Raw genomic sequence first — 18746 nt, 5'->3', positions numbered from 1 at the left:
AGGCTTATTCCTCACCCATGCGCAGCGCGGCGATGAAGGCCTCCTGCGGGATCTGCACATTGCCATATTCGCGCATACGAGCCTTGCCCTTCTTCTGCTTTTCCAGCAGCTTTTTCTTACGCGTAATATCGCCGCCATAGCATTTGGCGGTCACATCCTTGCGCATGGCCGAAATGGTTTCACGCGCCACCACCTTGCCGCCAATCGCCGCCTGAATGGGGATCTTGAACAGATGGCGGGGGATGAGGTCTTTGAGGCGCTCACACATATGGCGCCCGCGTTCTTCGGCCACGCTACGGTGGACGATCATGCTCAAGGCATCCACCGGCTCATTGTTCACCAGAATGCCCATCTTCACCAGATCGCCCTCGCGCAGGCCAATCTGTTCATAGTCAAAGCTGGCATAGCCACGGCTGATCGACTTCAACCGGTCATAGAAATCGAACACCACTTCATTGAGCGGCAATTCATAATTCACCTGAGCGCGGCCACCAACATAGGTCAAGCCGGTCTGGATACCGCGACGGTCCTGACACAGCTTCAAAATGCTGCCCAGATATTCGTCGGGCGTGTAAATGGTCGCCTTGATCCACGGCTCGTCAATCTGCTCGATGCGGCTGGGATCGGGATAGTCGGCGGGGTTATGCAGCATCAACTCGCCCGCATCCTCGGTGCGGCTGGCGCGCAGCTGGATACGATAGACCACCGAAGGGCTGGTGGTGATCAGATCGAGGTCATATTCGCGGCTCAGGCGCTCCTGAATGATTTCCAGATGCAGCAGGCCAAGGAAACCGCAACGGAAACCAAAGCCAAGCGCGGCCGAGGTTTCCATTTCAAAGCTGAACGAGGCATCGTTCAGGCGCAGCTTGCCAATGCTTTCGCGCAGCTTTTCAAAATCGGCCGCGTCCACAGGGAACAGGCCGCAGAACACCACCGGCTGCACTTCCTTATAGCCCGGCAGAGCCTCGGTCGCGCCGCCCTTTACGGTGGTGATCGTGTCACCCACCTTGGCGGTTTCCACTTCCTTGATCTGCGCGGTGATAAAGCCGATCTCGCCTGCGGCCAATTGCGACAATTCCTCGCGCTTGGGGGTGAAACAGCCCACGCGGTCGATCAGATGTTCGGTGCCGCCCTGCATGAATTTCACCTGCAGACCCTTGCGGATCACGCCATCGATCACGCGCACCAGAATGACCACGCCCAGATAGGGGTCATACCAGCTATCCACCAGCATCGCCTTCAAAGGCGCATTGCTGTCGCCGGTCGGTGCAGGGATCTTGGCCACCACCGCGTCAAGGATTTCCTCGATGCCAATGCCGCTCTTCGCGGATGCCAAAACCGCCTCGCTGGCGTCCAGACCGATCACTTCCTCGATCTCGGCCTTCACCTTTTCCGGCTCGGCGGCGGGCAGGTCGATCTTGTTGATCACCGGCACGATCTCGTGGTCATGCTCGATCGACTGGTACACATTGGCCAGCGTCTGCGCTTCGACGCCTTGCGCCGCGTCCACCACCAACAGCGCGCCTTCACAGGCGGCAAGGCTGCGGCTTACCTCATAGGCAAAGTCCACATGGCCCGGCGTGTCCATCAGGTTGAGCTCATAAGTCTCGCCATCCTTGGCCTTGTAATTCAGCCGGACGGTTTGCGCCTTGATGGTGATGCCGCGCTCTTTTTCAATGTCCATATTGTCCAGCACCTGCGCGCTCATTTCGCGCTCGGTCAGGCCGCCGGTGAACTGGATCAAACGATCCGCCAACGTGCTCTTGCCATGGTCAATATGGGCGATGATGGAAAAATTGCGGATCTTGGACTGGTCGGTCATGGGTGTCTTTAACAAAGAGGGTGGCCAGCAAGGCGAATCCCGCCCTTAGCAGCGCCCCGTTAGCAACGCTAGGCTGGGATGTCACCTTGTGCCTTGCGCGAAAGCTCAGCCCGCTTTAGCCCACGCATCCACCGCCGGATCATAGGCCCATTCCCCGCGCAGGATCGCCCCGCTGGGGTCGAACCGGATCTGGCGGGCGAACTGGATACCGGTGCGCCCCTCCTTGCTCCATGTCACGCGGGCGGGGACCAGCATATCCTCGGCAAAGGCAATCTCCACGTCCAGCCCGACCGGCACATCCAGCAGGCCTTCGAACATGGCTCCGCCCTCGGAAATATTGCGGATGGTCACCGGATAGGGATGGCCGCTGGCCAGCAGCGTCACCTTGCGCAACATCGTGCGGCGCGGGGCGCGGGCCGAACGCGGACCGCTAGGCGTCATCGACAGGCCCTTGCCCACCAGTTCCAGCGCGTCCGCAGCGGTCAAAGGCTTGGCGAAAATATAGCCCTGCACATGGCTGCAACCCAGACGGTGGACCAGATCCAGCTCGTCCATGGTCTCCACGCCTTCCGCCGTGGTTTCCATGTCCAACGCATTGGCCAGACTGACGATCGAGGCGATGATCGCGCCATTGCGGCTGCCCGCCATGGTCGCGCCCCGCACAAAGCCCTGATCGATCTTGATCTTGTCAAAAGGCGCCTTCTTCAAATAGCCCAGCGAGGAATAGCCAGTGCCGAAATCATCCAGCGCCAGCCGCACGCCAATACCTTTAAGCGAGGCAAACATCGCATCGGTCGCATCGCCATCGCCCAGAAACACGCTTTCGGTAATTTCCAGCTCCAGCCGATGCGACGCCACGCCCGCCTCGGCCAGCGCGGAGGTGACAATTGCAGGCAAAGCCGGATTGGCAAATTGCAGCGGCGAGACATTGACCGCCACGCGCACATCCTCGCCCCATTGGGCCATATCGTGGCAAGCGGTGCGCAGGGCCCATTCACCGATCTGGGTGATCAGGCCCGCTTCCTCGGCCACGGCCACGAATTTGGCGGGGCTCAACCGCCCCTGCGTCGGGTGGTTCCAGCGCAGCAAGGCTTCAAACCCGCTGATCGTCTGCGTGCCCAACGCCACTTGCGGCTGATAATGCAGTTCCAGCCCGCCGGTCACCAAAGCCTCGCGCAGATCCTGCTCCAGCTGACGGCGCTCCTTGGCCTCGGCATGCAGGTCCTCGGCATAGAAGTGATAACAGCCGCGACCATTGTCCTTGGCGGCATAAAGCGCAAGGTCGGCGTTGCGGATGATGTCCTCGCTGGACAGCCCATGGTCGGGTGCCATGGCAATGCCCACCGAAGCGCCGATCACCACCCGCGCGCCTTCGATGGCATAGGGCTGCGACAGGTTTTCGATGATGCGATGCGCCAGATGGGCCAGACGCTCCGGCGCGATCCGGCCCGGCAGGATCACCTGAAATTCATCACCGCCCAAACGGCCCACACGCCCCGCATCGCCCACCGTATGCGACAGACGCTGCGCCACCTGTTTCAGCAAGGCATCTCCTGCCGGATGGCCCATCGTGTCATTCACCGCCTTGAACCGGTCAAGGTCCAGCAGGAACACCGCGCAATGGCGCTGGTCCACGCGCGGCGCGGCCAGCAGAGTGTCCAAAGTCTGGCCCATCTGGAACCGGTTGGCCAAACCTGTCAGCGAGTCGAAATGGGCAAGGCGGGTGGCCTGCTGCTCGCTGCGGCGCTTTTCGGTCAGATCGCTGCCTGACCCACGAAAGCCGAGGAAATTGTTGAAGCCATCATAAATGGGCCGCCCGCTGACCGACCACCAGCGTTCATCGGCGCTGGCCGCGCGCAGCGGCAGATCGGCAAAGGAGGAGCGCGCGGTCAAATGGAACAACAGGCTGCGCTCGCCCTCGGCCTTGCCCTGTTCCACTTCGAACAGATCGGTCAGGGATTGCCCCAGCAATTGCGCCTGATCCTTGCCCAATTGCGCCGCCGTGGTGGGCGAGACATAGGTCATCAACCCCTTGCGGTCGGTTTCCCAGAACCAGCCCTGCCCCGTCTGTTCAAATTCGGTCAGGATTTCCTCGGCCCTATGCTGGGCGCGCAGGGTCTCGCGCTGACTGGCCTGCGCCGCACGGTCCAGTTTCGCCTGACGCACCGCCAGCACCACGCCCATGGCGCAACCCAGACCATAGATGCCCATGATCACCGGCATGCCTGACGTTATTGCCAAAGCGCCCCACAGGCAGGCCTGCGCCACGATCAGCGCAAACAGCCGCCCCGACAGGGTCACCGCCACCAGAATGCTGATCACCAGCACCGCGCCCAGAATGGCCGCGACATTGCCATGGCCCACCGTACTATACCGCCAGAGGGCCATGGCCGCGCCAAACATGGCCATGGGCAGCGCAACACCCGTCAGCATCGCGGCAATGCGTGCCGATTGGGGCCGCTGGGGGCTGCGTTCAAAGGCGGCAAAGCGCCCCCCCGCCGCCACCAGCACCGCCGATATGGCCGCCAGCACCAGCACCACCGGATTGGGCAGCGCAAATTCATCCAGTACCAGCAACAGACAGGCAATCGCCAGCGCAGGCGCGGTCATCGGCCAGCCTTCCGACATCAGGAAGTAGCCCAGGTAAGGCTCAGCCATGCTAGGCGTCGCTGGCTTGGTCGCGCTGCGGCGCGGGCGGGCGGGATCAACCTGCGCACTGCCCGCCAGAGTGGCGGCCTCGGCCTGACGGCGGTCTTGCGCGGCACCGGGCAGGCGGCGATCGAAACTGACGGGCTTGTCTGCCGCCGCCGCTTTACGCGGCGCGGCGCGCGCGGGCGCAGCCTCTGCCACAGCCTCTGCCATGGGGGCCGAAACCGAATCGCCCTTTCCATGGGCCTCTTGTTGGCCACCCAGCAATTGACGACGACGACTCACATATTCCCCTTCATGGCCAGCGGGGGCACTGCGATCCGCACCGATTCGACCCAAAATCCCGTCACGTTTCGCCACAAGCCCGCAGCCTTTTCGTACCAAATGCCTTTATATGTTCGATGCCCCAAACGGGCTTAAAAGAGCGTTAAGGGTAAATACTTGGACCGCTGGCGCGCCAAAATGGCAAAATTGGCGAAATCTTGCAGCAAACACAGGGTGTTAATACGGAAAATACCGTATAAAGCCCTCTACCACCCCTTCCGCTATCCCACTGGAAAAACGCGAAATTAAGATTTTGTTAGGAAAGCTTAAGTAGCCTTCCCCTATCAACCCCAAGGAGCACCGGATCAGTCATGGCCGACCTGTCTCATGCCCTGACCTGCCGTACAAAGCTTACCAGCCACAAGCTGGTCCGCCGCTGGGCCTCGCCCTTTGTAGGCGCAGTCCCCCCCGGCCTGCGGCAGAAGGTGCTGGCCAAGCAGCATGAGCAGTTGAAGGCCTATCTGCCGATGCTCTGCCTGTTGATGCTGGCCATGGCGATCTCGATCACGGTGGCGATGTTTGGCCCGATGCCGCATTGGCAACAGACCCTGCCCGGTGCCGCGATGGGCGCGGTGGCCTTGCATGAATTGCTGCGTATGGTCGGGCGGCGCGGCATGGTCCCCACCGCGCGTGAGGCTTTGGCCGATGTGCGCCGCTGTCTGGCGATTGCGCTGGTGGTGGGCGGGGCCAATGGCATCTGGGGCTTGCTGTTCTATCTGCAGGCGGGCGAACAGGCCGCGCTGGTGCCTTGCTTTCTGCTCACCCTCACCGCTCTGGTCAGCGCCGCATGCCTGCATGGCGCACCTCGGGCGCTGATCGTGCTGGTGGTGGCCTCGGTCATGCCGCTGGCGCTGGCCATGCTGTTGGTCGGCGATGCGCAAGCCCGCGCTTTGGCGGTGATGCTGATGCTCTCCACCGCCATGGCCCTGCGTCTGGCCGGTGCGAAATTCCGCGAAATGGTCAAAATGCTGGCCATGCAGCGCGCCCTTGACCGCAGCGCCCATACCGATGCCCTGACCGGCCTTGCCAACCGCCGCGCCTTTCTGGGCCAATTGGAGCGCCGCCTGCACCGTGGCCAGCCCACCATGCTGGCGCTGATCGACCTTGACGGGTTCAAGCAAGCCAATGACACGCATGGCCACCTTGCCGGTGACGCCGTGCTGGCCCAAGTGGGTGAACGCCTGCGCAGCCTCTCGCTCCGTTCGGTTCAGGTAGCCCGTCTGGGCGGCGATGAATTCGCGCTGGTCTATGACGTGGCCAAGGGGGACGCGCTGGCCATGGCCGAGATCGAAGCGCTGCGCACCAGCCTGTGCCTACCCTATCCCGTCAACGGGGCCATCGTCACCATCGGCGCCAGCCTTGGCGTGGTCAGCACCGGCCGTCTGTCCGGCATCCCCTCCGACCCCATCGCCCTGATCCAATCCGCCGACAGCCGCCTCTATGCCGACAAAGCCGCCCGCAAGCGCGCCAAGTCGGCTCCGAAATTGCGGCGGGTGGGGTGAGTGGGATTTTGAGGGAGTTTAATATGCCTCCGGCGGGCAAAGGGCGAGGCCCTTTGCAATCCCGTTAATGGGTGGTTTTTAAGCCACTTCTCGAGAAGAGGTTGGCGAACCGGATGCAACTCTGTTGTTAATTTACGGATTGTATGACACAAATAGCCGATGATCGGCCTTAAAGGAATAGCACTGGCATTGGCTGCTACATTATGTCTCGCGGCTTGTTCGCCCGACAAGGCTTCTTCGAATATCAGTGAGCGCAGAAATCTGCCGGAACAGGCCGAAAATATTGCTTCATTCCCGATTGAGCCGCATCAATGGCACAGCGATCCGGATTGTTTCGAGGTCGGTGCGCATATGTATGGACAACGGGCATCCTTCATCGAAATTGACGTCGAAAAAATCAAATTGCGAAGCCCCCGTATTTTTCAGGGTTATTTTGTAAGAACTTAGGAAGGTTCTATTTTTGTCGCTGCGCGGCGGTCAGAGAATGTGGATCGCCTTAAGGGCGAGAGATATTATGCCAGCCTACTTTTCCCGCCGATTAAAGAAGCTTCGTCAGACGATGAAAGCTCAAACGCTGTTAAATCAGTAGATTTGATGAAAACTCAAGTTAGTTGGGTGAAGTTCATCGGCAGAGAGGCTCTTTGCAATGCCCAGAGACCGGAGGATTCTTCTTTTGGCGGCACGTTCTCTCGGAATGTGATCCGCGTTGAAAAGATGTTGCGCGAAGAGGCAGTTCATTAGCATTTTTCGAAGAACTATTCTCGCCGCGCAGCGACCCTCAACACCTCCCCTTGCATAGCCTATCAAACCACACCCACCCCATTATCGGGATTGCAAAGGGCCCCCGCCCTTTGCCCGCCGGAGGCATAAAACGCCCGCCGGAGGCAAATTCGACCACAAAAACAAAAAGGGCAGGAAAGCCTAACCAGCCTCCCCGCCCCTTTCGCGTTTCAATTAAACCGAAACATCACACCCGCATCGGCATCAGCACGTAAAGCGCAGGGCTCTTGTCATTCTGGCGGATCAGCGTGGGCGCACCGGCATCGGCCAGATGCAGTTCCACATTGTCGCCATCAATCTGGCTCAGGATGTCTTTCAAATAATTGGCGTTGAAGCCGATTTCGAAACCGGTGAAGCCATAATCGGCGGGCAGTTCCTCGGCGGCGGTGCCATTGTCGGGGCTGGTGACCGACAGGGTCACGCGATCGGTGTCGAGGCCCATTTTCACCGCGCGGGTCTTTTCCGTGGCGATGGTGGCCACGCGGTCAACCGCCTCACGGAAGCTCTTGGGATCCAGACGCAGCAGCTTGTCATTGCCGGTGGGGATCACGCGATTGTAATCGGGGAAAGTGCCGTCGATCAGCTTGCTGGTCAGCACCACGCCATTTTCGCCACCCAGCGAGAAGCGGATCTTGCTGGCCGACAGGTCGATGATCACCGCGCTATCGGCATGTTCGTCCAGCAGCTTGCGCAATTCGCCCACGCATTTGCGCGGCACGATCACATCGGGCATGCCATCGGCGCCCTCGGGCTTTTCCAGCGTGAAACGGGCGAGGCGATGGCCATCGGTGGCGGCGGCCTTCAGCTCGGTTTCGGTCACATGCAGGAAAATGCCGTTGAGGTAATAACGGGTTTCTTCCGTGCTGATGGCAAAGCGCGTGCGGTCGATCAACTGCGCCAGCGTGGCGGCGGGCAGTTCGAACGAAGTGGGCAGATCGCCTTCGACAATCACGGGGAAATCATCGCGCGGCAGCGTGGGCAGCTGGAACCGGCTGCGCCCAGCCTTGACCACCAGACGGTTGTCGGCGGTTTGCAGCGAGACCTGCGCGCCATCGGGCAGCTTGCGGGCGATATCGAACAGCAGATGCGCCGAAACGGTAATCGCGCCGGGCGCTTCCACGCTGACCGCGGGCAGATATTCCACCACTTGCAGATCAAGATCGGTTGCCATCAGGCGCAGCACGCCATCGGCGCTGGCTTCGACCAGCACGTTGGACAGGATGGGGATGGTGTTGCGCCGTTCCACCACCGACTGCACATGGCTGAGACAACGCAGCAGCGCGGCGCGTTCAAGTGTGGCTTTCATAGCGTCAACAGATCCCAACCTATGCGCGAAAGGCCGGACAGGCCGGACCATCGCTATATGCTTCCTTGTCGCATTGGCGGGTCTTGAATCAACCCACCTCTGCTATTGCGGACTATCTTCCATAACGCGCAAAAACCAAGCGACAAGATGTGTTGCACTGCCCTCAAGTGTTTCTGGGGATAAATCCGAATATCGGGTGCCAAAAATGCAAAAGGGGCGGCGCAAGGTTGCCCCTGCCCGCCCCGTTTGAACGCTGCCCGCTGTTTAGGCGAACATCGCCATCCCGCCATTCACATGCAGCGTCTGGCCGGTCATGTAACCCGCCTCGCGGCTGGCCAGATAGGCCACCGCCGCGCCAATATCCTCGCCCTCGCCCATGCGGCCCATCGGGATGCGGCTGTTGAGCGCTTCCTTCTGCGCATCGGGCAGAACATCGGTCATGGCGGTGCGGATGAAGCCGGGGGCCACGCAGTTGACCGTCACATTGCGGCTGGCCAATTCCTGCGCCAGACTCTTGCTCATGCCCACAAGGCCAGCCTTGGCGGCAGCATAATTCACCTGCCCCGGATTGCCGGTGGCGCCCACCACGCTGGTGACCGAGATGATACGGCCAAAGCGGGCCTTCATCATCGGCTTGGTGGCCGCGCGCATCAGGCGGAAGGCGGCTTCCAGATTGATGCGGATCACCGCATCCCATTCATCGTCCTTCATGCGCATGGCGAGGTTATCGCGCGTGATGCCCGCATTGTTGACCAGAATATCCAGCTTGCCCAGCGCGCCCACAGCGGCAGGCACAAGGCCATCCACGCTGGCGGCATCGGCCAGATTGGCCACCAGACACACATGATCGCCGCCGAGTTCAGCCTTGAACGCCTCCAGCTTCTCCGCATTGCTGCCCGACAAAGCCAGACGCGCGCCCTGCGCGGCCAAAGCCTTGGCCACCGAGCTGCCAATACCACCGCTCGCGCCCGTTACCAGCGCGGTCATACCTTCCAGCGAAAACATCATGCGATCTCCTTCAGCAGCGCTTCGATGTCACCCATCGTCACCACGCTGGTCACCGCCACATCCTTCACGGTGCGGCCAATCATGGGGCCAAGCACCTTGCCGCCCAGTTCGATAAATTGTTCAACGCCCGCCGCCTGCATGGCGATCACGCTTTCGCGCCAGCGCACACGGCCACACACCTGCTCCACCAGCAAGGCCTGCGCCTGCGCCGGATCGCTGACCACCGACGCGGTCACATTGGCAAACAGCGCCACTTGCAGCGCCGAAGGCGGCGTCGCGGCCAGAGCTTCGGCCATGGCGTCCGCCGCAGGCTGCATCAGCGGACAGTGGAAAGGCGCCGAAACCGGCAGAGCCACGCCGCGCTTGATGCCATGCTCTTTCACCAGAGCAATCGCCCGCTCGATCGCGCCCTTATGGCCCGACAGCACCACCTGACCCGGATCATTGTCATTGGCCACGGTGCAGACTTCGCCCTCTGCCGCTGCATCGGCCAAGGCCTGCGCCTTATCAATATCCGCACCCAGCAGAGCCGCCATCGCGCCCACGCCCACCGGCACCGCCGCCTGCATCGCCGTCCCGCGCAGCTTCAGCAAGCGCGCCGTATCGGCAAGGCTGAAAGCGCCAGCGGCACACAGCGCGGTATATTCGCCCAAACTGTGCCCCGCCACGAAATCGGCCTTTTGCGCCAGCGTGATGCCGCCCTCGGCCTCCAAAACGCGCAAGGTGGCGATGGCATTGGCCATGATCGCAGGCTGCGCATTCTCGGTCAGCGTCAGCGCGTCTTCGGGCCCTTCGGCCATGATCTGGAACAGCTTCTGCCCCAGCGCATCATCCACTTCCTCGAACACCGCGCGGGCCACGGCGCTGGCCTGCGCCAATTCCACGCCCATGCCCACTTTCTGGCTACCCTGCCCCGGAAACACAAATGCCCGCATGGCCAATCCATCCTTTAATCAAACCAATTGCGCGCGGGCCTATTGCGGAAGCGCGCCGCTGGCAAGAGGGGTTGGTTTACGCCCAACGCCCAAAACACACGATCTTGTTGCCCGCATCATGGCCAATATCGGCCGCGCCCAAATAGGGAATATCGCGTTGCGCGCACCAATGGCGGACCATCTCCTCCGGCTCCGCGCCAAAGGGGCGGTCATTCTCCGGCACGTCCGAAACGCGCCCCAGCCTGATGCCCGCAGCCCCCCGCAAATGGGCGGTTACATGGAACAGCAAACGATCCACCGCATAGAGATGCTCGCTCACCTCCTCCACCATCACCACATGGCCGGTCAGGTCGGGCATCAAATCCGTGCCCGCCAACATGGCCAGAGTCATCAGGTTGAACGCCACCACCGGCGCGCCATCGCGGGCAGGCTCCAGCCCCTCCGCCCCGCCGCGCCAGAAATCCAATGCGCGGCGCAAGGCCGCCTCGCCGCCTACCCTGCGCCCATCGGCAAGCATCGGGCCGTGGCAGGGGCGGCCTATGCCAGCGCGGTAAAGCCCGCTCAGCAGATAGCCCATGTCCGAATAGCCCAGATAGGTCTTGGCCCGCGCCGCCGCGTTCATGCCCGCCAAAGCCGCCTGCGCAATCCGGTTGCTGCCATAGCCGCCGCGCGCAAACCACACGCCGTCAAAGGCCGGATCATTGGCGCATTCCAGCAGAGCCTCCAGCCTTTGCGCATCGCTGCCCGCAAAATGCCCCGCGCTGGCATAGCATTGCGGATGGGCGTGCAAACGCACCCCATATTCGCCCGCCAAAGCCTCCGCACGGGCAAGATCTTCGGGCAGGATCGGCGTGGCAGGGGCGCAAAGGGCAATATGGATCGTCATGCCCCCGCCATAGACAGTTGCACCAAGCCGCGCCACCGCTTAGGCACTCCGGCCATGACTGGCGCTCCTTCTCTTACCTCGCAACAATGGTTCTTCTGCGGCATTGGCGGATCGGGCATGTTGCCCCTCGCGCTGATCCTGCGCGGCATTGGCGCGCAAGTATCCGGCTCTGACCGCAGCCGCGATCAGGGCCGCACGCCGGAAAAATTCGCATGGCTGGAAAGCCTTGGCTTCACCCTGTTTCCGCAGGATGGCAGCGGCATCACCAGCGCGGCCCAAGTTCTGGTCGCCAGCGCGGCGGTGGAAGACAGCGTGCCCGAAGTGGTGCAAGCCAAGGCTTTGGGCTGCCCGCGCATGAGCCGCGCGCAATTGCTCTCCACCCTGTTCAACGCCGCGCCGCAATCGGTCGCGGTGGGCGGCACCAGCGGCAAAAGTACGGTGACCGGCATGATCGGCTGGGTGCTGACCGCTTTGGGCCAAGACCCCACGATCATGAATGGCGCGGTGATGAAGAATTTCGTTGCCCCCGATGCGCCCTTTGCCAGCGCGCGGGTGGGCGCAGGCGGCACTTTTATCTCCGAAGTGGACGAGAGCGACGGCTCGATCGCGCTGTATAACCCCAGCGTGGCCGTGCTCAACAATGTCAGCCTTGACCACAAGAGCCTTGAGGAATTGCGCGCTCTATTCGGCGACTTCATCGCCCGCGCGCAAGTGGCCGCGCTCAATCTGGATGATGCCGAGACCGCCGCGCTTGCCCCCCGCGCCGTCCGCGCCATCACTTTTGGCCTGACCGCGCTCGAAGCCGATCTGGGCGTGGCGGCAGGCTCCATCGTGGAAACGCCCACCAGCATCAGCGCCACTTTGCTCGACCGGCGCGATGGCGCGACCTATCCCTTGGCCCTGCGCGTGCCCGGGCGGCATAATCTGGCCAATGCGCTGGCCGCTTGCGGGGCCTGCGCCGCGCTGGGTCTGGAGCTGGGCGCGGTGGCGCAAGCCTTGGGCAGCTTTGCCGGCCTTGCCCGCCGTTTCGACATTGTGGGCACCAGCCCCAGTGGCATCAGCGTCATCGACGATTTCGGCCATAATCCCGAAAAATGCGGCGCGACTTTGGCGACTTTAAAGCAGCACCAAGGCCGCGTCATCGCCTTTTTCCAGCCCCATGGCTATGGCCCGCTACGCCAGATGGGCGCCGAACTGGCCGAGACTTTCGCCCGCCTGCTGGGGCCGGAGGATATCACCATCCTGTGCGATCCGGTCTATTTCGGCGGCACGGTGGACCGCAGCCAAGGTTCGGAACGGATCGTGGGCCTGATCAACAACCACGGCGGCAACGCCCTGCATATCCCCGCGCGCGAGGATGTGGCGCGCCATATTCTGGCCGAGGCCAAGGCTGGGGATCGCATCGTGGTGATGGGCGCGCGCGATGACACGCTCAGTCTCTTCGCACGCGAATTGCTCGCGGGCCTGAATTAACGCCACGCTCAGCGCCGGTTCAGCCAGAGCGGTGTAAGCCCTCGCCATGGCACACGACTCATCCCCCAAGCGGTCGGTTGGCCCCCTCTGGCCCGCCACGCCGCAACGCACCGCGCCCGAACCCGTGCCCGCAGGCTTGCTGCGGGCGCTGGTGCTGGCGCTCCCCCTGTCCTTGCTGCTGTGGAGCGGGGTGGCAGCGGCCGCCTGGCACAGCACCCCGCGCCCGATCCGCCACGAATTGCATCAGGATATGGCCAAGCTGTGGCATCGCGCCCACAAGCCAGCCCGCCACAATTGATCAAGCTTCAGGCTGGGTCTGATCCACACGCTTTACCCTGCGCCGCATCGCCTGCGCGGTAAAGCCAAAGCCAAGGATCATCAGGCCCCAAGTCGCCGGTTCGGGCACCGTGGGCACCACTGTGCCGCCGCCATCCTGCGGGACAAAGATCGTGCCATCCCCGCCGCCCGACGAACCACCGCCTCCGCCCAGCGGCAGGCCATTGCGATTGGCCCCGCCATTGGCCCCGCCATTCGGATTGCCAAGCCCGCCGGTCGGCCCGAAATTGGCCGGATTGCCGCCATTTAAACCGCCCAGATCCTGCCCGTTGAGCGAGAGATCCCCGCTAAAGGCAAATTCCTCTGCCGCGCCCAGAGCGCCAGCATCAGAGGCATCGGCAAGACCCGATGTGGCAAGGCAGCTGACGCCAACACAGGAACCGTGCCCCTTTGCCCCCAAAGGCGGACGCGCAAACACCAGATGGCCAATATCGGCGCCGTCACGATGCGGGAAACCCAAATGGGGCGGAACAACCGCAATCTTGCCTATCACGGGCCTGCGGCGAATCAGCCGCGCCATTTCGGCAAAGGCCGAATGATGGCTTCCAATTCCCAAAGTTTCATGAAAAAGCAAAGCATCATCAGCAGTGACACTGATGCCCAAGAGGCAAAGGCCAATCGCCCATTTCCTTTTCTTGCCTCTCATAGGGTGAAACTCTTCGAAGATTGTGCGACCTGCCGGAAAATGTCCGGCATGCTGTTTTTAGCTTTGAATCCTTAAATATAGAAAAACCACCAATTTGGGGAGTCTCATCTATACTCGGCTCGTCGCATTACGCATCTGTAAACAAATCGGATTAAGGTTCATTCCGGAGTCAAAAAAGCGACCCCGCGCTGGAACCGCTTTTTCAACATATTTTCAGAGGTTTAAGTTACAAAACCCGCACCTGAACCAGCGTCTGGTTGACCAATTGATAGGCCACTTCGCCAAAGGTCACAGGGCCAGCCACGCTGCCCACGGTCTTGCCTTCCAATTCCCCGAACAGGAAATTGAGGATGCAATTGCAGGACCACAAGGCACCATCCTGCGAATGGGCGGCAAATTCGCTCTGGAACGCGGCGGCATAATCATCGACCGGCGCGGCAAAGGAATAGTCGATGCCGGGGAACACGGGGGCATAGAGATGCACCGTATCGCCCTCGATCAAACGGATCGAGGAATTGATCCGCGCCCCGCTGTAATCCCCCACCAGAGGCAGGCGGCCATCCTCACGCCCGCGTGAACGGACGTAATCGGCAAATTTCACCGTCTCGCCATTCACCACCACCTCGGCGGGGGAGAAGCCAGCCTCGGTAAAGCGGATGACATCCACGCCATCGGCCTCGAAAATATTGACGATTTCGACCGCCGGCATCTGGCCATCTTCCAAAGCCACATGCAGCACCGCCACGCGATTGTCCAAAGCCTCGCCGGTCAGGCCGTTGTAGACATAGGCCTTGGCCCCTGCCTCGCCCAGATCGAAACCGGCGATCCAGCCCACCGTGGGCTTCAGGAAGGCCTGCGGATAGGACGAAGCCTCCGCCGCAAAGCGACGATGCACCGCTGACTGGAACGGCAGGATTGCCAGCGCAAAGCCATTTTCCGGCGCGTCATCGGTGATCCCTTGCAGACCATGCTCGTCATAGACCACCACATCCACCGCGCCCAGACCGGAGAAATCGGTCACAAACACCTGCGATGCATCGATAATCTGGCCACCCTCGCCGGTCAGGAAATAGGGGGTGGTGCCGCCGATCCATTTGCCTTTGGGCAATTGGTCCAGCGCTTCCTTACGCCCCGCCACGGCCAGCGGCGCACCGGCGTTGATCAACGCGGCGGCATCGTCCAGCGAGAGCAGAGTGTTGATGCGGCCAAGGTCAGAGGCTGCCAAGTTGAGCGATTTCATTCGTCAGTCCTCTTTCCCATTTCACAAAGAAATCATAGACCTCATCGGCCTTTTGCGTGATCGGCAACTTGGACAGTTCCAAGCGCTGCGACAGCATTTGCGCACCAAGGTTGCTGGTGCGCAGCTTCTTCATTCCTCCCGAAGCCAGCTTTTGCCAGACCGGGGCACTTTTGGGTGGTAGTGCCATAAGTTCAGTCCTCAACCGCACATGCGGGCTGTCTCGCGGGTGGCCTTGGGGTGAAGCAGCCCCCGCTCCCTGTGCCCGCCCCGTATAGAAGCGTTACGTTTCCGAACTTACCTGATCCGGCTTATGCACAAGCCCCTAGGACTAAAGACCTATAACACGCCAAGTTGCCTCATTCCGCCTTTAGGTAAACATTAGGTAAAATTTGACTTCTCGCTCTACTCCCTAGGGAAATAAACAGCGCCCTTCCCACCATTTGGGAAGGCAGGCCTGCTAACCAAGGCTCTATTCAAACCGTCGTCAACTTGCTTCCCCCCGAAAGCGCCTGACCCCGAGGAGTGTTTACGGCATGTCTGCTGCCCACCATCACGCTGCATCCGGAAAAACGCCGGATCGTTCCGAAATGGAAAAGCGTATCGACTTTTTCGCTTTGGATGCAGACAATTACCGAATGTTCCCGCAAATAGCGAAATCCTTGCGCAAACTGGCCCCCGGCGCGCTGGCCCGCTTTTACGAGCGCGTGTCGCGCAACAGTCACACCGCCAAATTCTTTCCGAATCGCGGCGCGATGGACGCGGCCAGTTCGAAACAATTGGCGCATTGGGTCGATCTGTTCGAGGATAATGCAGGCGGCCTGTCCGACAATTACCATCGCCGCGCCAGCCATATTGGCGATGTTCATGCCCGCATCGGGCTGGAGCCGACGTGGTACACCGGCGGCTATGCCACTATTCTGGAAGATGTGATCACCTCGCTGCTCAGTTCCGGCCCCACCGCCATCCTGACGCGCGGCAAGGCCAAAGAGATCGGCACGCTGGTCAAATTGGGCATTCTGGACATGGATGTGGCGCTGGCCGCCTATTTCCGCGCCGAGGAAGCCAAAAGACAGGCGGTGATCGAAACCATTTCCACCGCGCTGGCCGCACTGGCGGCGGGGGATCTGACCACGGCCATGGCCAATCTGCCCGAGGAATACAAACGCATCGAGGCCGATTTTGAATCCATGCGGATGGCTTTCAACATGGCATTGTCGGGCGTGGCGCAGGCGGCCGATACGATCAATTCGGGCGCGGGCGAAATTCTTGTCGCTTCGGACAATCTGGCCAGCCGCACCGAACAACAGGCGGGCCTGCTGGAAGAAACCTCTGCCGCGATGAATGAATTGACCGCAGGCATTTCCGAGGCCGCGCGCGGCGCCACCCGCGTCGAATCCAGCGTGGCCGAGGCCCAGCAAGAGGCCACCACCGGCAGCGACGTGGTGCGCGAGGCGGTCAAAGCCATGGCCGAGATCGAAACCTCCGCCACCGAAATTACCCAGATCATCAATGTGATCGACGGCATCGCCTTCCAGACCAACCTCTTGGCGCTGAACGCCGGGGTCGAGGCGGCACGCGCCGGTGACGCGGGCAAAGGCTTTGCCGTGGTGGCCAATGAAGTGCGCGCTCTGGCCCAGCGCAGCGGCGATGCGGCCAAGGATATTCGCGGGTTGATCGGCACTTCGGTGGATCAGGTGGCGCGCGGCGTGGCGCTGGTGGACCAATCGGGCCATGCCTTCACCCGCATCGCAACCAAAGTGGCCGAAATTTCCGAACTGGCCATCACCATCGCCAATATGAGCCGCAAACAGGCGGATAATCTGGTGCAGATCAATTCCTCTGTGGTGGATATGGACCGCAACACCCAATCCAACGCCGCCATGGCCGAGGAAGCCACCGCCGCCGCGCGCAGCCTGTCGGGTCAGGCCGAGGAGCTGACGCGCCTGCTGCGCTCCTTCACCATCGAAGGCGGCAGCCCCGCGCTGGGCGCCCCCGTGGTGGAACTGCCCAGCCGCAAACGCACGCCCCCACCTGCGCCAAATTATGGCAGCACATCGGGCGCGCTGGCGCTCAAACCCGCAGCCGCCCCGCTGCCCGCTCCGGCGGCCAGCTCCGCGCCCAACGAGGATTGGAGCGAGTTCTGAACCCAACCCGCCATCTGCGTTCAGGAAAGGGGCCCTCACCGGCCCCTTTTCTTTGGCCTTTGCGCCCCGCGATCACCCCATCAAGGTAAATTTTCGCAAACCATGCTGTTTAGCCCCTTAAAAGCATCCGGCCTCCTCCGTTCAAAGAGCGCGACGAAAATGCCCCAAGCACACTAGGGCCGGAGACCATCATGCTGCTGAATACCCTTGTCGACACAGCCGTTTATGTGCCGCGCTCCGAGAGGATCAGCTTTGACCTTCCCATCCGTGTGCGTCAGGGGCAACACCGCCCCGCCACGCTGCTCAAGAACCTGACCTGCGGGGGAGCCCGTATCGAAGGCTTGCCGCTGGGTCTGCGCGCGGGCGACAAGACGACCGTCTATCTGCCCTCACTCAAGCCCAAGGAAGCCACCGTGATGTGGACCATGGGCGACATTGTGGGCGTGGAATTTGATCGCCCGCTGCATCCCGATATTTTCGAGGAACTGGTGCTGCGCCATGCCCGCCGCCGCCCTCGCACCGAGATCGACCGCCTGACCCAGATCGACAGCCGCTATGACCGGCTCGACGCTGCGGTTCTGGCCGCCGAGGCGCAGGCCGGGGCACCTGCGCCTACCCTTTCTCATTAATCACCTTTCACCGGTTGATCGGGGGGAAAAGGGGGTCTTGATGGCCCCCTTTTCTATGGCCCGCCGTTTCAGGCCTGCCGTTTGAACAGCGCCGGAACCCCGTGCAACAGGCCCACCACCACAAAGCCGGCCACCACGCCCAGCACACCGGCCAAAGCCGCGCCCGTCAGCCAACCCGCCGCCGCGCCTGCTATGGCCTCCACATGATGCGCCGCCTCATGCTGCCAATGCGCCGCCGCGCCAAAGCCGAGGCTCTCGGCCCCATGCAGCAGAATGCCGCCGCCCACCCATAACATCGCCGCCATGCCCAACACGCCCAGCAGGCTCAACACATAAGGCGTGCCCAACACCAGCGCGCGGCCCAGCGGTGTGGCGACTGCCCCGCCCCGCTGCACCAGATGCAGGCCAATATCGTCCAGCTTCACCAGCAGGCCCACCACGCCATAGACCGCCACCGTAATGCCAATGCCCACCAGACTGAGGATCACCGCCTGTTCCGCCACCGGCCGCGCGGCCACCTCGCCCAGCGCAATCGCCATGATTTCCGCCGACAGGATCAGGTCGGTCCGTACCGCCCCCTTCACCCGCGCCTGTTCGAAAGCCACCGCATCCTGCGGGCCATCTTCCACCGTCTCGCCATGATGCTCGGCGCCCAAAGCCTCCATCAGCTTTTCCGCGCCTTCATAGCACAGGAACAAGCCCCCCAGCATCAACAGCGGCATGATCGCCCAAGGCAGAAACGCCGAAAGCCCCAGCGCCAGCGGCAGCAGGATCACCAGCTTGTTGACCAGACTGCCCCGCGCGATCCGCGCGATCACCGGCAATTCGCGCTCTGGCGTGAAAGCATTGACATAGGCCGGCGTCACCGCGGCATCGTCCACCACCACGCCCGCCGCCTTGGCCCCAGCCTGCGCCACGCCCGCGCCCACCTTGTCCAGCGAAGCCGCCGCCCCCCGCGCAATCGCCGCCACATCATCGAGCAAAGCCACCAAACCAACGGACATGTCTTTAACGCACCTCGCTTGCCATTCATCGCCTCATGCCCGCAATCGCGCCCTGCAACAAG

16 protein-coding genes and 1 pseudogene are annotated in these 18746 nt (G+C 61.9%); 7 read left to right on the top strand and 10 right to left on the bottom strand.

The annotated features are described in order from the left end of the window. Nucleotides 1-4: 4 nt before the first annotated feature. On the bottom strand, nt 5-1822 hold the full coding sequence (gene lepA / locus EOE18_RS13555; RefSeq protein ID WP_127710420.1) for a translation elongation factor 4: 1818 nt from the start codon (nt 1820-1822) through the stop codon (nt 5-7). A gap of 105 nt (nt 1823-1927) precedes the next feature. Next, complete coding sequence (locus tag EOE18_RS13550; RefSeq protein WP_246027450.1) at nt 1928-4756, bottom strand: EAL domain-containing protein; 2829 nt, start codon at nt 4754-4756, stop codon at nt 1928-1930. 350 nt (nt 4757-5106) lie between these two features. Between EOE18_RS13550 and EOE18_RS18950 the strand changes: the two genes are divergently transcribed. Further along, nucleotides 5107-6297: a GGDEF domain-containing protein gene (locus EOE18_RS18950; RefSeq protein ID WP_127710418.1), complete on the top strand. Its 1191-nt coding sequence runs from the start codon at nt 5107-5109 to the stop codon at nt 6295-6297. A 159-nt stretch (nt 6298-6456) separates the two neighbouring features. Further along, the gene (locus EOE18_RS13540) at nt 6457-6744 is read left to right on the top strand and encodes a hypothetical protein (RefSeq protein WP_127710416.1); all 288 of its coding nucleotides are present in this window, start codon (nt 6457-6459) and stop codon (nt 6742-6744) included. A 520-nt stretch (nt 6745-7264) separates the two neighbouring features. Here EOE18_RS13540 and dnaN read toward each other — a convergent pair. The 4 genes from dnaN to EOE18_RS13520 form a co-directional block, all read right to left on the bottom strand. Continuing rightward, the gene (gene dnaN, locus EOE18_RS13535) at nt 7265-8383 is read right to left on the bottom strand and encodes a DNA polymerase III subunit beta (RefSeq protein ID WP_127710414.1); all 1119 of its coding nucleotides are present in this window, start codon (nt 8381-8383) and stop codon (nt 7265-7267) included. A 264-nt stretch (nt 8384-8647) separates the two neighbouring features. After that, nucleotides 8648-9388: a 3-oxoacyl-[acyl-carrier-protein] reductase gene (fabG, locus tag EOE18_RS13530; RefSeq protein ID WP_127710604.1), complete on the bottom strand. Its 741-nt coding sequence runs from the start codon at nt 9386-9388 to the stop codon at nt 8648-8650. Beyond that, nucleotides 9388-10326, bottom strand: coding sequence for an ACP S-malonyltransferase (gene fabD / locus EOE18_RS13525; RefSeq protein ID WP_127710412.1), 939 nt, complete (start codon nt 10324-10326; stop codon nt 9388-9390). Before fabD ends, fabG begins: the two co-directional genes overlap by 1 nt. A 76-nt stretch (nt 10327-10402) precedes the next feature. Further along, a complete protein-coding gene (locus EOE18_RS13520) occupies nt 10403-11212 on the bottom strand; it encodes an LD-carboxypeptidase (protein ID WP_127710409.1) in 810 nt (269 codons plus the stop codon). Nucleotides 11213-11266: 54 nt separating this feature from the next. Here EOE18_RS13520 and EOE18_RS13515 point away from each other — a divergent pair, with 54 nt between their 5' ends. Further along, nucleotides 11267-12685 (top strand): glutamate ligase domain-containing protein, encoded by a 1419-nt coding sequence (locus EOE18_RS13515; protein WP_127710407.1) that lies wholly within the window; start codon nt 11267-11269, stop codon nt 12683-12685. A 46-nt stretch (nt 12686-12731) separates the two neighbouring features. Then, nucleotides 12732-12983: a hypothetical protein gene (locus EOE18_RS13510; protein ID WP_127710405.1), complete on the top strand. Its 252-nt coding sequence runs from the start codon at nt 12732-12734 to the stop codon at nt 12981-12983. Here EOE18_RS13510 and EOE18_RS19010 read toward each other — a convergent pair. Further along, nucleotides 12984-13091 (bottom strand): annotated as a pseudogene (locus tag EOE18_RS19010) (PEPxxWA-CTERM sorting domain-containing protein); the annotation flags it as partial. It abuts the gene before it with no gap. Between the two features lie 351 nt (nt 13092-13442). Here EOE18_RS19010 and EOE18_RS18475 point away from each other — a divergent pair. Beyond that, the gene (locus tag EOE18_RS18475; protein WP_164852757.1) at nt 13443-13742 is read left to right on the top strand and encodes a hypothetical protein; all 300 of its coding nucleotides are present in this window, start codon (nt 13443-13445) and stop codon (nt 13740-13742) included. A gap of 151 nt (nt 13743-13893) precedes the next feature. On the opposite strand, the gene EOE18_RS13500 is transcribed toward EOE18_RS18475, so the two are convergent. Beyond that, complete coding sequence (locus tag EOE18_RS13500; RefSeq protein WP_127710401.1) at nt 13894-14907, bottom strand: DUF6976 family protein; 1014 nt, start codon at nt 14905-14907, stop codon at nt 13894-13896. Beyond that, nucleotides 14879-15094 carry a hypothetical protein gene (locus EOE18_RS13495; protein WP_127710399.1) on the bottom strand — a complete coding sequence of 72 codons (216 nt, stop codon included), beginning with the start codon at nt 15092-15094 and terminating at the stop codon, nt 14879-14881. The genes EOE18_RS13500 and EOE18_RS13495 overlap by 29 nt, the downstream gene beginning before the upstream one ends. A 346-nt stretch (nt 15095-15440) precedes the next feature. Here EOE18_RS13495 and EOE18_RS13490 point away from each other — a divergent pair, with 346 nt between their 5' ends. Both EOE18_RS13490 and EOE18_RS13485 read left to right on the top strand, forming a co-directional pair. Continuing rightward, nucleotides 15441-17051, top strand: coding sequence for a globin-coupled sensor protein (locus EOE18_RS13490; RefSeq protein WP_246027449.1), 1611 nt, complete (start codon nt 15441-15443; stop codon nt 17049-17051). A 191-nt stretch (nt 17052-17242) separates the two neighbouring features. Beyond that, nucleotides 17243-17680 (top strand): PilZ domain-containing protein, encoded by a 438-nt coding sequence (locus tag EOE18_RS13485; protein WP_127710397.1) that lies wholly within the window; start codon nt 17243-17245, stop codon nt 17678-17680. A 68-nt stretch (nt 17681-17748) separates the two neighbouring features. Here the strand turns inward: EOE18_RS13485 and EOE18_RS13480 are convergent, their stop codons facing one another. Continuing rightward, nucleotides 17749-18684, bottom strand: coding sequence for a DUF808 domain-containing protein (locus EOE18_RS13480; protein WP_127710395.1), 936 nt, complete (start codon nt 18682-18684; stop codon nt 17749-17751). Nucleotides 18685-18746: the final 62 nt, after the last annotated feature.

This window comes from Novosphingobium umbonatum, assembly GCF_004005905.1.
Taxonomy (GTDB): Bacteria; Pseudomonadota; Alphaproteobacteria; order Sphingomonadales; family Sphingomonadaceae; genus Novosphingobium; species Novosphingobium umbonatum.
This window is presented reverse-complemented; position numbering and strand designations above follow the sequence as displayed.